Source organism: Pseudomonas sp. H2_A10 (assembly GCF_054680085.1).
In genome coordinates, this window is record NZ_CP162821.1 from 2,545,806 (window position 1) to 2,557,744 (window position 11,939).

13 protein-coding genes and 1 pseudogene are annotated in these 11,939 nt (G+C 60.3%); 7 read left to right on the forward strand and 7 right to left on the reverse strand.

Features of this window, described 5'->3' with window-relative positions; all coding sequences use genetic code 11:
• Positions 1-24 precede the first annotated feature (24 nt).
• Both copC and copD read left to right on the forward strand, forming a co-directional pair.
• Positions 25-411, forward strand: coding sequence for a copper homeostasis periplasmic binding protein CopC (copC, locus tag AB4O23_RS11880; protein WP_017527537.1), 387 nt, complete (start codon positions 25-27; stop codon positions 409-411).
• A complete protein-coding gene (gene copD / locus AB4O23_RS11885) occupies positions 408-1,289 on the forward strand; it encodes a copper homeostasis membrane protein CopD (protein WP_068938076.1) in 882 nt (293 codons plus the stop codon). Before copC ends, copD begins: the two co-directional genes overlap by 4 nt.
• Here copD and AB4O23_RS11890 read toward each other — a convergent pair.
• The 3 genes from AB4O23_RS11890 to AB4O23_RS11900 form a co-directional block, all read right to left on the reverse strand.
• The gene (locus tag AB4O23_RS11890) at positions 1,286-2,152 is read right to left on the reverse strand and encodes a DUF6279 family lipoprotein (protein WP_017527539.1); all 867 of its coding nucleotides are present in this window, start codon (positions 2,150-2,152) and stop codon (positions 1,286-1,288) included. The genes copD and AB4O23_RS11890 overlap by 4 nt on opposite strands.
• 66 nt (positions 2,153-2,218) lie before the next feature.
• Positions 2,219-2,941: a TorF family putative porin gene (locus AB4O23_RS11895; protein WP_065878130.1), complete on the reverse strand. Its 723-nt coding sequence runs from the start codon at positions 2,939-2,941 to the stop codon at positions 2,219-2,221.
• 205 nt (positions 2,942-3,146) lie between these two features.
• Complete coding sequence (locus tag AB4O23_RS11900; protein ID WP_017527541.1) at positions 3,147-3,326, reverse strand: hypothetical protein; 180 nt, start codon at positions 3,324-3,326, stop codon at positions 3,147-3,149.
• 323 nt (positions 3,327-3,649) lie between these two features.
• On the opposite strand from AB4O23_RS11900, the gene AB4O23_RS11905 reads away from it, so the two are divergent.
• From AB4O23_RS11905 to AB4O23_RS11915, 3 genes are all read left to right on the forward strand, one after another.
• Positions 3,650-4,486 carry a CvfB family protein gene (locus tag AB4O23_RS11905; protein ID WP_460150491.1) on the forward strand — a complete coding sequence of 279 codons (837 nt, stop codon included), beginning with the start codon at positions 3,650-3,652 and terminating at the stop codon, positions 4,484-4,486.
• 52 nt (positions 4,487-4,538) lie between these two features.
• Entirely contained in the window at positions 4,539-4,937 is a 399-nt protein-coding gene (locus AB4O23_RS11910) for a DUF2177 family protein (RefSeq protein WP_135196181.1), read from the forward strand.
• Between the two features lie 198 nt (positions 4,938-5,135).
• Entirely contained in the window at positions 5,136-6,578 is a 1,443-nt protein-coding gene (locus AB4O23_RS11915; RefSeq protein ID WP_065878129.1) for an NCS1 family nucleobase:cation symporter-1, read from the forward strand.
• Here the strand turns inward: AB4O23_RS11915 and AB4O23_RS11920 are convergent.
• Positions 6,490-7,696, reverse strand: a pseudogene (locus tag AB4O23_RS11920) (MFS transporter). The gene AB4O23_RS11915 and the pseudogene AB4O23_RS11920 overlap by 89 nt on opposite strands.
• A gap of 104 nt (positions 7,697-7,800) precedes the next feature.
• Between AB4O23_RS11920 and ptrR the strand changes: the two are divergent.
• Together ptrR and AB4O23_RS11930 are read left to right on the forward strand one after the other, a co-directional pair.
• Positions 7,801-8,694: a putrescine utilization regulator PtrR gene (ptrR, locus tag AB4O23_RS11925; RefSeq protein WP_065878127.1), complete on the forward strand. Its 894-nt coding sequence runs from the start codon at positions 7,801-7,803 to the stop codon at positions 8,692-8,694.
• Positions 8,695-8,835: 141 nt separating this feature from the next.
• Positions 8,836-8,958: a PA1414 family protein gene (locus AB4O23_RS11930; RefSeq protein WP_003193089.1), complete on the forward strand. Its 123-nt coding sequence runs from the start codon at positions 8,836-8,838 to the stop codon at positions 8,956-8,958.
• Between the two features lie 11 nt (positions 8,959-8,969).
• Here AB4O23_RS11930 and AB4O23_RS11935 read toward each other — a convergent pair whose 3' ends face one another.
• The 3 genes from AB4O23_RS11935 to speB are packed head-to-tail and all read right to left on the reverse strand — an operon-like array spanning position 8,970 to position 11,881.
• On the reverse strand, positions 8,970-10,484 hold the full coding sequence (locus AB4O23_RS11935) for a purine-cytosine permease family protein (RefSeq protein WP_460150493.1): 1,515 nt from the start codon (positions 10,482-10,484) through the stop codon (positions 8,970-8,972).
• 21 nt (positions 10,485-10,505) lie between these two features.
• Positions 10,506-10,931 carry a YybH family protein gene (locus AB4O23_RS11940; protein WP_065878123.1) on the reverse strand — a complete coding sequence of 142 codons (426 nt, stop codon included), beginning with the start codon at positions 10,929-10,931 and terminating at the stop codon, positions 10,506-10,508.
• Positions 10,931-11,881, reverse strand: a complete 951-nt coding sequence (gene speB, locus AB4O23_RS11945; protein WP_017527549.1) for an agmatinase — start codon at positions 11,879-11,881, stop codon at positions 10,931-10,933. The genes AB4O23_RS11940 and speB overlap by 1 nt, the downstream gene beginning before the upstream one ends.
• Positions 11,882-11,939: the final 58 nt, after the last annotated feature.

The window sequence follows — 11,939 nt, forward strand, 5'->3', positions numbered from 1 at the left end:
GCCTGGAGCGGCCTGGAGCCTTGCATGTCGATGTTGAAAACTGCGTTAGCGGGAGGTGCCCTATGGGCCGGATTAATGTTCAGCGTGTCGGTTTCGGCCCATCCGAAACTGCTGTCCTCCGCCCCTGCGGCCGGTGCCCAGGGGGCCGCGCCGGGGGTGATTGAACTGCGCTTCTCGGAAAACCTGCTGACGCAGTTTTCCGGGGCCAAGCTGACCATGACCGATATGCCCGGCATGCCCAATTCGCCGATGCCGGTGAAGGCCAGTGTGGCGGCGGGCACTGACCCCAAAGTCATGCTGATCAAGCCTGCGTCTGCGCTGACGGCAGGCACCTACCGGGTCGACTGGCGCGCGGTGTCATCCGATACCCACCCGATCACCGGTAACGTCGTGTTCAGCGTCCAGCCATGAGCGAACTGAGCCAAATCCTGTTGCGCTTCGCGCTTTATCTGGACCTGATGCTGGTGTTTGGCCTGGGGCTTTTTGGCCTCTACGGGCTGAAGGCCGCAGAGCGTACGCTGTTGAATTTCAAGAGACTGCTGGGGTGTACGGCGGGCCTTGGCGTGTTGCTGTCGATCGCATCGATGTTGAGCATCACCCAGGCCATGAGCGGAGCCACGGATTGGCCGACGTTGTGGCCGCACCTGTACATGATGCTGGCGCAGACAGACTTGGGATGGACAGCGTGCCTGCGCCTGGCGGCGCTGGTGCTGGTCGCCTTCAGCGCCAGCCTGCATCTGGCCACGCTGTTTGGCGGTGTTGCCCTGGTGACGCTGATGTGGAGCGGGCACGGCGCGATGCACGAGGGCGCGCAAGGGGTGTGGCACATGCTCAGCGACGGTGCGCACCTGCTGGCGGCGGCGGGGTGGGTGGGTGCGTTGGCGGCGTTTGGCCTGTTGCTGATGCGCGCGTCGGTGCCGGACGCGCGCCGCGTTGAGGCATTGGCCGCTGCATTGGCGGGGTTCGAGCGAATCGGCGCGGGGTTCGTCGCCGTGCTGATCGTCAGCGGGGTGGCGAATTATCTATGGGTGGTGGGGCCGAATCTGGACGGCCTCACCGGCGGCAACTACGCGTTGCTGTTGAGCCTGAAATTGGGCTTGTTCGGCGTGATGTTGGGGCTGGCGGCGCTCAATCGCTTCCATCTCACGCCGTTTCTGCAACGCGCCGTAGCGGCGGGCGACACTGCGCCGGCCATTGCCGCACTGCGGCGCAGCATGGCCCTGGAGTTTGGCGCCGTGGTGCTGATACTCGGGTTGGTGGCCTGGCTGGGGACACTGTCACCTGTTTAGGGCGCGGCGCTCTTCAGGCATTTGAGTGCCTTGAAGTCGCTGCGTACGCCGTCGATTTTTTGCGTGAGCTTGCGGCGTTGCTGCGCAGTGCTTTGCGCCATCAGATCGACCAGCAGGCTGCGTGCGGCGGCTTCGGTCTGGGCATAGGCGGCGCGGTATTCGGGCGTCCACAGGCTTTCGCGGTCCACCAGCAGTTGCTGCATCTTTTGCGGGAAGTCGGCGTTGTGGCGTTGTCGCACGGCGTCGATAAATTGCGCCTGCCAGTTCGCACGGTTGCCTATCCACTGCGTATTCTGCTCACCCAGGGCGATGGACCAGGCCATGACGCGGTTCTGCTGGCCGGCACTGAGCGGGCCCATCCAGGTATCCAGGCGTTTGGTCATGCGCTCGGCGCGTTGCTTGATTTGCTCGGCCAGCGGCGGCTTGAGGTATTCGTCCTGGCGTTTGCGCAGGTCCTTGGCCAACGCCTCGTTCATATCCTGGACTTGTTGATCATCCAGACCCTGGAGCAACTCGATGGCTGACGGCGTGATTTCGCGGGCGACGTCGGCGATGGCCTGTTTGGCCTCGAGGGTACGGCTTTGCAGCGCGGCGTCGTTGACCTGGTTGTCATCGACCATCCGTTGCAGGCGGTCGAGCCAGTCCAGGTAACCGGGCAATTGCGTGGTGCAATGCCAGGCCAGGTGTTCCTTGAGCGTGTCGTTGAACCAGCTCTTTTGCCCGGCGTTCATGTCCAGGTAGTCGTTGAGGGTCCAGGGGATGATCACATCCAGGTTGCGATAGGCCAGGCCTACGCGATTGCAGCCGGCGAGCGCCAGGCTCAGGGTAAGCAGTATCACCAGCAGTTTGAGCCGACGCAGCATGGGTAGGTCCTGGCGCAGAGTGGGTTAATGCATGTGAACCCACGCCGAGGGCGACAGTTCAGCCCATCAATAAAACGGCCGCACGGCCTTCAAGGTCAACAGGCCGTCGCATTGCGAATTGTGCCCTGAATAGGCTGAGCAATCGCCGCCGCTGAGGCTGGAGTCGCTGTAGATCAGGTTCAGGTCAACGCCCTTCCACGCGCGGGAGAACTGCACCGACCAGTCGCTGAAACTGCTGATGGTGCCGCCCTCCACCGAGGCCGGGGTGCCCAATTGATGGGTGGTGTACTTCATGCTCACGCCGATGCCGAAGGGCTGGGTGCCGCCCAGGTCGGCGAACAGGGTGCTGTCCTGGCGGTCCGGATCGTTGCTGAACGAGGCGCCGAAACGATTGCCCAGCAGGTTCAGGCCGCCGTAGAACTCCTGACTGTCGAGTGGGCTGAGCTTGGGATAGCTGTAGTGAATCAACCCCACTTCGTAGCCCAGTGTCTGGTCGAAGGGATGTTTGAAACCCATATAGGAGTCGACTTCGAGGGTATTGGCCGAAGAAAACCCCATGTTGGGTGAAAATTGACCGAAGTACAGCCCACTGTCGTGGCTCAGGTCCAGACCGCCATGGAACGAATCGCTGCCCGGTGAGGTGGGCTTGACCAGGCCCTGGGCCATGCTGCGGCTGGGCGTGGTGCCTAATTTGAGGTCGAAGTCGCCCAACTCGCGCTGGAAAATCTGCGCTTCGGCGAGGGGGCAAGCCACTAAGGCACAGACCAGGAAAATGCAGGGTTTAAGCATGCTTCACTCCATGAAAAGCGAGGAGCAGTAACGGGAAAATCGGGCAGATACCCGTGCTAGACGTGTGCAAGGATACCGACGTATGCCAGGCGGTGAGGCCCGTTCGTCGATTAGCACGATATTGAATCGGTGGGCGAGGTATTGCGGACTCTAGTCCTAGCGCCTTGAGAACAAGACGCTTAGGGACCAGGCATGTTGCGAGGCTTTACTTTTTACCCAGGCTGATCTGCTTGGATGGGCCGAAAGTCTGGCCGCTGACGCCCTTGGCAATTTGTTGGATTTCGCCACCGGACTTGAGGAAAGCCGCGATTTGGTTGTTGATCGATTCGCTGGTTTCAACGGCGGGAGCTGGCTTTGCTTTGCTGTTGGATGCTTTTACGCGCATGGCGGCCACTAACCTGTAGAAAATTAACTTGGCCAGGCATCGTACAGGAAATACTTGACAATTGCTTGGTAAATATCCCCCCAGGAATAAGCGTTGCGTCGAATCATCGGCAAACTTGCTGTTGGAAATTAGCCGCTAACTTACTGTTTTAACTCGAAACCACGTGGCGAATCGGCGCTGGCGGCGGGACGAAATTCAGCCGATTGATCGGACGAGCGGGGCGGTGCCACTGGAAGGCCACGCCAGGCCGCGATTTTTCAGGTGCGCGCGCGTGGCGGGCGCAACTCGGGTAGAATGCCGCCCACGCAATGAGGGTATTGGAAATGGCTTTAGTCGGGCGCTACAACAGCTTGCAAGTGGTTAAACACACTCACTTTGGTTTGTACCTCGATGGTGCGCAAGATGGCGAAATCCTCTTGCCTAATCGGTATATCCCCAAAGATATTCCCAGTGAAGATGAAGACTGGCTTAACGTTTTCATTTATCTGGACAGCGATGACAAACTTATCGCGACCACCGAAAAACCCAAAGTTCAAGTTGGCGAATTCGCCAGTTTGAAAGTAGTGGAAGTCAACAGTATTGGTGTATTCCTCGATTGGGGTTTGCCAAAGGACCTGTTGCTGCCGTATTCGGAAGAAAAGCGTCAGCTGACCGCCGGTGAATATTGCGTCGTGCACGTCTACCTCGACAAGCACACCAAGCGTATTACCGCGACCGCACGTCTTGACCGCTACCTGGACAAAACCCCGGCCAACTACCAGGTCGGCCAGGAAGTCGACCTGCTGGTGGCCGAAGCCACTGACATGGGCTTCAAGGCGATTATCAACAACAAGCACTGGGGCCTGATCCACAAGAACGAAGTGTTCAAGTTCCTGCGCCCAGGCAAGGAAGAGAAAGGTTTTATCAAAGAGATCCGCGCCGATGGCAACATCAGCCTGAGCCTGCAACCGGTTGACCAGGAAGCGGCCTCCAGCCTCAACTCGAAGATCCTCGCCAAGTTGCGCGAAAACAACGGCACCCTGCCGGTCAGCGATAAGAGCGATCCGGTGCTGATCAGCAACTTGTTCGGCGTGAGCAAAGGCAACTTCAAGAAAGCCATTGGTGCGCTCTACAAACAGGGCCAGATTGTGATTCATGCCGATCGCATTGAACTAAGCTGAATGCGCTTTGCTCTTTTGTAGGCGCCAATCGGCGCCTACAGAGGCTGCGTCCATGTCCAAGAAAATACTGTTTGCCTACCTCGGCACTTTGCTCGCCTTTCTGATCCTGGACGGGCTCTGGCTCGGCGTCCTCATGGGCCCTACCTACAAATCCCTGCTGGGCCCGCTGATGCTCGATCAGCCACGGCTGTTGCCCGCTGTACTCTTCTATCTCTTATACGTTCTTGGTTGCGTGGTGTTCGTGGTCTTGCCCAGCGTCAGTTGGCAGCGTTCTGCGCGCCTGGGGGCGCTGCTTGGCCTGGTTGCCTACGGCACGTATGACCTGAGCAATTGGGCCACGCTGCGAGGCTGGTCCGCCGGGTTGGCGCTGATGGACATGGTCTGGGGAACCTTCCTGAGCGCCGCTTGCTGCACGGTTGGCTACTTGTGTGCACAACGGGTGCACCGATGATTGTGTACAGGATCCCTATGCACCGTTGCTGAGCGTAGCCCTTACGACTAAACCCCCGTCAGTGTCTTTGGTGTCCCGTGTTAGAGGGATTGTGTGCTATTGGCACGTATTCTGCTGACTGCCTCGTATACAAACCATGCCGCCTCCCGTATGCACCACCGCAACGGAAGCGCAGGCCGGTATTTCGAGGAGCCAGCGATGACCGAACAATTGCCCAAAGGCTACAGCCCGCGTCTGTACAACCAAGACCTGGGCCCACTGCCGCAAAAATGGACTTGGTACAACATCTTCGCCTTCTGGATGAGCGACGTGCACAGCGTCGGGGGTTATGTATTTGCCGCCAGCCTGTTCGCCTTGGGCCTGGCCAGTTGGCAGGTGCTGATCGCCTTGCTCGCCGGCATCTGCATCGTGCAGTTGGTCGCCAACCTGGTGGCCAAACCCAGCCAACAGGCGGCGGTGCCTTATCCGGTGATTTGCCGACTGGCGTTTGGTGTATTTGGCGCGAACATTCCTGCGGTGATTCGTGGTTTGATTGCGGTTGCCTGGTACGGCATTCAGACCTACCTTGCCTCCAGCGCCTTGATCATTGTGGTGCTGCGTTTTTTCCCACAGATGGCGGTGTATGCAGAGCCGCATTTCGCCGGTCTGTCTTACCTGGGCTGGTTTGGTTTCCTAAGCCTGTGGGTGCTGCAGGCTGCAGTGTTCTGGGCCGGCATGGAATCCATTCGGCGCTTTATCGACTGGGCCGGGCCGGTGGTGTATGCGGTGATGTTTGCCCTGGCCGGTTGGATTGTGTGGAAGGCCGGTTGGGCGAATATCAGTTTTACGCTGTCGGAAAAGGCCCTGTCGGGCTGGCAAGCGGTTGGTCAAGTGATCGTGGCCACCGCGTTGGTGGTGTCGTATTTTTCCGGGCCCACCCTGAATTTCGGCGATTTCAGCCGTTACTGCCGCAGCATGCAAGACGTGCGGCGCGGCAACTTCTGGGGCTTGCCGGTGAATTTCCTGGCGTTCTCCCTGGTCACCGTGGTGATCGTCTCGGGCACCTTGCCGGTGTTTGGTGAAATGCTTCATGACCCGATCGCCACCGTTTCGCGCATCGACAACAGCATGGCCGTGCTGCTGGGCGCCTTTGCCTTTGTGACGGCGACCATCGGCATCAACATTGTCGCCAACTTCGTTTCGCCGGCCTTCGATTTCGCCAACGTGGCGCCAAGCAAAATCAGCTGGCGCGCCGGCGGGATGATCGCCGCCGTGGCCTCGATCTTCATCACCCCGTGGAACCTGTTCAACAACCCGCTGATGATCCATTACACCCTGGACATCCTCGCGGCGTTCATCGGGCCGCTGTTCGGGATTTTGCTGGTGGATTTTTACCTGATCAAAAAACAGCAGATCGACGTGGATGCGCTGTTCGACGACAGCCCGAATGGGCGTTACTACTTTGACGGCGGCGTGAACTGGACGGCGATCAAGGCGCTGGTGCCCGCGACGCTGACGGGCGTCGCGATCACCTTCACGCCGGCGCTGCAAGGTTTGGCCAACTTCGCCTGGTTTACCGGGTGCTTGCTGGGTGGGTTGTTTTTCCTGGTGCTGTCACGGCGTGAACAGATTCGCGCGCCTGCACCGTTGGTTGCCAGCTGACCAACACGCCTCCCGCCAGTAACAGGACCTGCACCGGCGACCACCAACGCCGGTTGCAGGCCGCCGCTCAGGTGACTGCTCACCGAGGCCAGCAATGGCCCGCCCAATTGGCCGATGGCGAAGCTGGCGGTGAGCAACCCGGTGCTGCACTGGTAGCCTTGTGGCGCGACATCGCGCAGACGGGCCATCACCAATTGCATGCACGCCAGAAATGGCCCGCCGCACAGCAACACGCCCAGTGCCAACCCCCAGCCATTGCCCAGCAAGCAGGCGAACACCCCGGCCGCTTGCAGCCATAACGTGGTCATCAGCCAGCGACGTGTAGTGGTCGGGTCCTTGCGGCGCAGGCTTGCGACTCCCACGCCAATCGCGGCGATCAGGCCAAAACATGGCCAGAACAGGTCGGCCTGCCAGGCACCGTTGAACTGCGCGCTGGCCATTTGTGACAGAAAGGTCGCCGGAATGATGTAGCCCAGCCCGAATAGCACATAAACCCAGCACAGGTGCGTGATGCTGCCGGCGTTGCCCGAAGCGCTGTGGTGCGGGGACGGGGCGCTGGCGCAGGGTTTGGGTAAAAACGGCAGGATCGCCAGCAACATCGCCAGCGCTACGGCGCCATACAGCAGCCACAACGTGGCGGAATTTTGCCCCAGCAGGTTTGAGCCCAGCGCCAGCAAACCGGTCAACAAAATCCCTAGTCCCGGCCCGGCAAATACCAGGGCACCCAGGTGCGGGCGTCCGGCAGCGATCGCCAACGGCTGGCTCAGGCTGGTGATCATCACCAATACCCAGGCACTCGCCACGCCGGTACCAAAGCGCAATAACAGGTGCGGCAAGAAGCCATGGGCCCAGTACGACACGAACGTGAGCAGCACACATAGCCACAGCCCCGCGTACAGCCGGCTCCTGACATGGTGATGGCTGCGGGCGAAAATCGAATCCACCGCGCCCACCAAATAGCCGAGGTAATTCGCGGCGGCGATCAGGCCGGCGTCGGTCAGGTCGATCTGCCCTTCACTCAGCATATGGGGCATTTGGGGGGTGAGGGCGAAGCGGCCAATGCCCATGGCCATCATCAGGGCAATACAACTGGCGAGTAAGCGAGTGAGGGGTGACATGGTCAGTGTCCTGCTGAGAAAACGAATGACCTTCAGCCTAAGGTGGATTGACTTTCTGTAAAATTGAATAATAGTGAGCAACTTGTTTAGTTTTGGAGAAAGGTATGGAGTTCAGTCAATTGCGCATTTTCCAGGCCGTGGCGCAAGAAGGCTCTATTACCCGGGCGGCCGAGCGCCTGCACCGTGTGCCGTCGAACCTGTCGACCCGACTTAAACAGATGGAAGAGCAGCTCGGTGTTGACCTGTTCATACGCGAACGCCAGCGTTTGCAGCTTTCTCCTGCGGGCAAAGTGTTACTGGACTACAGTGCTCGCCTGCTGGCGCTGCACGACGAAGCCCACGGTGCCGTGCAAGGAGGGCAGCCGGTCGGCGACTTCGTGTTGGGCAGCATGTACAGCACCGGCGCAGTGCATTTACCCGGGCTGCTGGCGCGTTATCACAAGGCTTACCCGATGGTGAATTTGCAGGTGCAGTCCGCGCCCAGCGGTGAGCTGCTGGAAGGGCTGATCACCGGGCGCCTGGATGCAGCCTTTGTGGACGGCCCAGTGACCATCGCCACCTTGGACGGCGTGCAATTGTGCGAGGAAAAACTGGTGCTGATCTGCGAAGCCGATCACCCACCCGTACAGGGTCCTCAGGATGTGATCGGGCGCTCGGTATTCACGTTCCGACGCAGCTGCGCCTATCGCACGCGTCTGGAAAACTGGTTCTCCAACGAACACGTGCCCATGGGGCGGGCCATTGAGATTGAGTCGTACCAAGGCATGCTCGCCTGTGTGATCGCCGGTTCAGGTGTGGCGTTGATGTCCCAGTCCATGCTCGACAGCCTGCCCGGCAAGGACAGCGTGTCCGTTCATCCGCTGACTGGGCATTTTGCCACTGCGACAACCTGGCTGATGTGGCGAAAGGGTATGCTCGGCGCTAACCTCAATGCATGGATCGACCTGCAGCAAGAAGGCACGGCCGCGTTGGCGAACGACACGCGCGCCATTGCTTGACCGGTCCGTCAGCATTTGGATGAATCCAGTAATAGTTCGTTGTGGTTTCGTACAAGCAATACGTAGGACTTAGGGCTACTATCTATGTAGGAAAAGGCGACAAAACTGCGCCGAACCGTACTACCCTCAAAGGGGGCAATCATGAAAGAGAAAATCCAGAACTGGCTCCATGACCTCGGCGTGGCCCTGGGCTTGATCGAGCCGCCGCTGCAGCCCGTGCCAATTCGTACGGATGACGAGCAGCGTCGTCCTCGGCGCAGGTAAGATCCGATTTTTTACGTTGTAGGTGCGCTCGTTGTGGCGAGGGAGCTTGCTCCCGCTGGGCTGCGAAGCGGCCCTTCGGGGCCATACACCGCAGCCGGTTCCGGAAACAGGCGCAGCAACGTCAGGTACACCACCGACGCCAACCCCAGGCTCACCGGCAAACTGATATCAATGCCGTCGGCCAAATTGCCCAGCGGCCCGACAAACTGCCCCGGCAGATTCACGAAACACAGGCCCACCAGCGCACTTGGGACCCACGCCCCCAGCCCACGCCAGTTCCAGCCATGGCTGAACCAGTAGCGCCCGCCGGTTTCACCGCGGGTGAACACTTGCAGGTCATCCGGGCAGTAGAAACCGCGACGTGCGATCAGGCCGATGATCATCATCACCATCCACGGCGTGGTGCAGGTGATGATCAGCACGGCGAAGGTCGACACGCTTTGCACCAGGTTGGCGGCGAAACGTCCGATAAAGATGAAGGCAATCGACATCACCCCAATCAGCAACGTGGCCTTGACCCGTGACAGCAGGCGCGGAAACACACTGGACATGTCCAACCCGGTGCCATACAACGCGGTGGTGCCGGTAGACATGCCGCCAATCACCGCGATCAGGCACACCGGCAGGAAAAACCACGTGGGTGCCACCGCCAGCAGACCGCCGACGTAGTTGTTGACCGCGATGTAGTCCGGGGCCTTGATCGCCACGATGGTCGCGGTGGCGAGGCCGAACAGGAACGGAATCAACGTGGCGATCTGTGCCGCAATCACGGCAAGAAGGATGCGCGCTTTCGGCGTTTCACGCGCAATGTAGCGCGACCAGTCACCGAGGAACGCGCCGAAGGAAATCGGGTTGCTCATGGCCACCAGCGCCGCACCGATAAACGCCGCCCAGAACCCGGGCTGGCCCATGGCGACGCTGCCGGCGAAGTGGCTGTCGAAAGCCTTCGCGAACGCGAATATCCCCAACAGGAACAGCAGGCTCGCCGCCCACACCGCGATGCGGTTGACCCACAGCATGAAGCGAAACCCGTAGATGCACACGGTGAGCACCAGCACGGCGAACAGGCCATAGGCCAAGCCCAGGGTCAGGTCGGTTTCCGGCAGGCCAACCAGACGTTTCGCACCGCCGACCAGCGCATCGCCTGAACTCCACACCGACAGTGAGAAGAAGGCAATTGCCGTCAGCAGCGACAGGAACGAGCCGACAATCCGCCCATGCACACCAAAGTGCGCACCGGAAGACACCGCGTTATTGGTGCCAGTGATTGGCCCGAACAGACCCATGGGCGCCAGGATCAGCGCGCCCACCAGCACGCCCAGCACAATCGCCCAGGCACCGGCCTGGAACGACAGGCCGAACAGCACCGGGAACGCGCCCAGTACGGCGGTGGCAAAGGTATTGGCACCGCCGAAGATCAGACGAAACAGATCCGTGGGGCTGGCGGTACGTTCGTGGTCCGGGATCTGTTCGACCCCGTTGGTTTCTATTTTGCGAATACTGTTGTCGTTGTTTTTATTATTCATGATCAGCTCCGATCACATTGGCTAAGGGGGCGGCAGCCCTTCCGGCATAGCGGACAAATGTTCGTGACAGGCCAGCCACAGGCCTTGTTTTTGTTGTGCGCGCAGCCTTTGCCGTTTGAAGACAATGGTCTCGCGTTCCTGGCTAGAGAATTGCTCCCCGTTCATGCGCAGCTCGGTGGCCACGTCATGCACAAATATCGCCACGTCCTCACCTTGTAGGCTGACGAACGCATTGCTTGAAGTGCATGACAACACTTCAAAGCCCTCGTCCCGACGCCAGCCGTCCCACAACGCCTGGTAGGCCTCGCGACTGAGCAGCGGCCGGGGGAGGGTATAAAACACGAAGCTGGCATCGGCCGTGAACGCGCCGAAGTAGGCGTCGCGGTCATTGCGAGCGAAGGCCGCCACCAGCACGGCGGCGGCGTGCAGTACCTCGCGCGTGCTCATCAGCGATGCGCCACGCCGGGCAGTACGCAGAGCATCTCGTACAGCAGGTTGGCGCCGAGCAGCGAGGTGTTGCCGGTGGTGTCGTAGGGCGGCGAAACTTCGACCAGGTCGCAACCAATCAGGTCGAGGCCCTGGCAGCCACGGATGATCTCGATCGCCTGGATGGTGGTCAGCCCGCCGATTTCCGGGGTGCCTGTACCGGGTGCCCAGGCCGGGTCGATACCGTCGATGTCGAAGCTCAGGTACACCGGGCCGCCGCCGACTTTTTCGCGTACTTCGGCCATCAGCGGTGCGAGGGAGCGATGCCAGCACTCTTCGGCCTGCACCACACGAAACCCCTGTTTGCGGCTCCAGTTGAAGTCTTCGGCGGTGTAGCCCTGGGCACGCAGGCCTATCTGCACCACGCGGTCGCAATCGAGCAGGCCTTCTTCCACGGCGCGGCGGAAGGTGGTGCCGTGGGCGATTTTCTCGCCGAACATATGGTCATTGACGTCGGCGTGGGCATCGATGTGCACCAGCCCGACCTTGCCGTGTTTTTTGTGGATCGCCCGCAGGATCGGCAGGGTGATGGTGTGGTCACCGCCGAGGGTCATGGGGATCACGTTGTGTTCGAGGATCTCGTCGTAGGCCTCTTCGATGATGCGCACGGCGTCGAGTAGGTTGAAGGTGTTGATCGCCACGTCGCCGACGTCGGCCACCGACAGCGAGTCGAAGGGTGCGGCGCCGGTGGCCATGTTGTACGGACGGATCATCACCGATTCGGCGCGAATCTCGCGTGGCCCGAAACGGGTGCCGGCGCGCAGCGAAGTGCCGATGTCCAGCGGCACGCCGATAAAGGCGGCATCCAGGCCCTTGGCCGTTTGCAGGTGGGGAAGACGCATCATGGTGGCGATGCCGGCAAAGCGCGGCATTTCATTGCCGCCCAGTGGTTGATGGTAAGTCTTGTCCACGGGAGTGCCTCAGCGTTGTTGTGTTTGTCTTGGGCCGATTCTGCGAAAAGCTGAGGCG

Coding starts and splice junctions, on each gene's coding strand:
- copC (WP_017527537.1), top strand. CDS start 25: ATGTCGATGTTGAAAACTGCGTTAGCGGGAGGTGCCCTATGGGCCGGA.
- copD (WP_068938076.1), top strand. CDS start 408: ATGAGCGAACTGAGCCAAATCCTGTTGCGCTTCGCGCTTTATCTGGAC.
- AB4O23_RS11890 (WP_017527539.1), bottom strand. CDS start 2,152: ATGCTGCGTCGGCTCAAACTGCTGGTGATACTGCTTACCCTGAGCCTG.
- AB4O23_RS11895 (WP_065878130.1), bottom strand. CDS start 2,941: ATGCTTAAACCCTGCATTTTCCTGGTCTGTGCCTTAGTGGCTTGCCCC.
- AB4O23_RS11900 (WP_017527541.1), bottom strand. CDS start 3,326: ATGCGCGTAAAAGCATCCAACAGCAAAGCAAAGCCAGCTCCCGCCGTT.
- AB4O23_RS11905 (WP_460150491.1), top strand. CDS start 3,650: ATGGCTTTAGTCGGGCGCTACAACAGCTTGCAAGTGGTTAAACACACT.
- AB4O23_RS11910 (WP_135196181.1), top strand. CDS start 4,539: ATGTCCAAGAAAATACTGTTTGCCTACCTCGGCACTTTGCTCGCCTTT.
- AB4O23_RS11915 (WP_065878129.1), top strand. CDS start 5,136: ATGACCGAACAATTGCCCAAAGGCTACAGCCCGCGTCTGTACAACCAA.
- ptrR (WP_065878127.1), top strand. CDS start 7,801: ATGGAGTTCAGTCAATTGCGCATTTTCCAGGCCGTGGCGCAAGAAGGC.
- AB4O23_RS11930 (WP_003193089.1), top strand. CDS start 8,836: ATGAAAGAGAAAATCCAGAACTGGCTCCATGACCTCGGCGTGGCCCTG.
- AB4O23_RS11935 (WP_460150493.1), bottom strand. CDS start 10,484: ATGAATAATAAAAACAACGACAACAGTATTCGCAAAATAGAAACCAAC.
- AB4O23_RS11940 (WP_065878123.1), bottom strand. CDS start 10,931: ATGAGCACGCGCGAGGTACTGCACGCCGCCGCCGTGCTGGTGGCGGCC.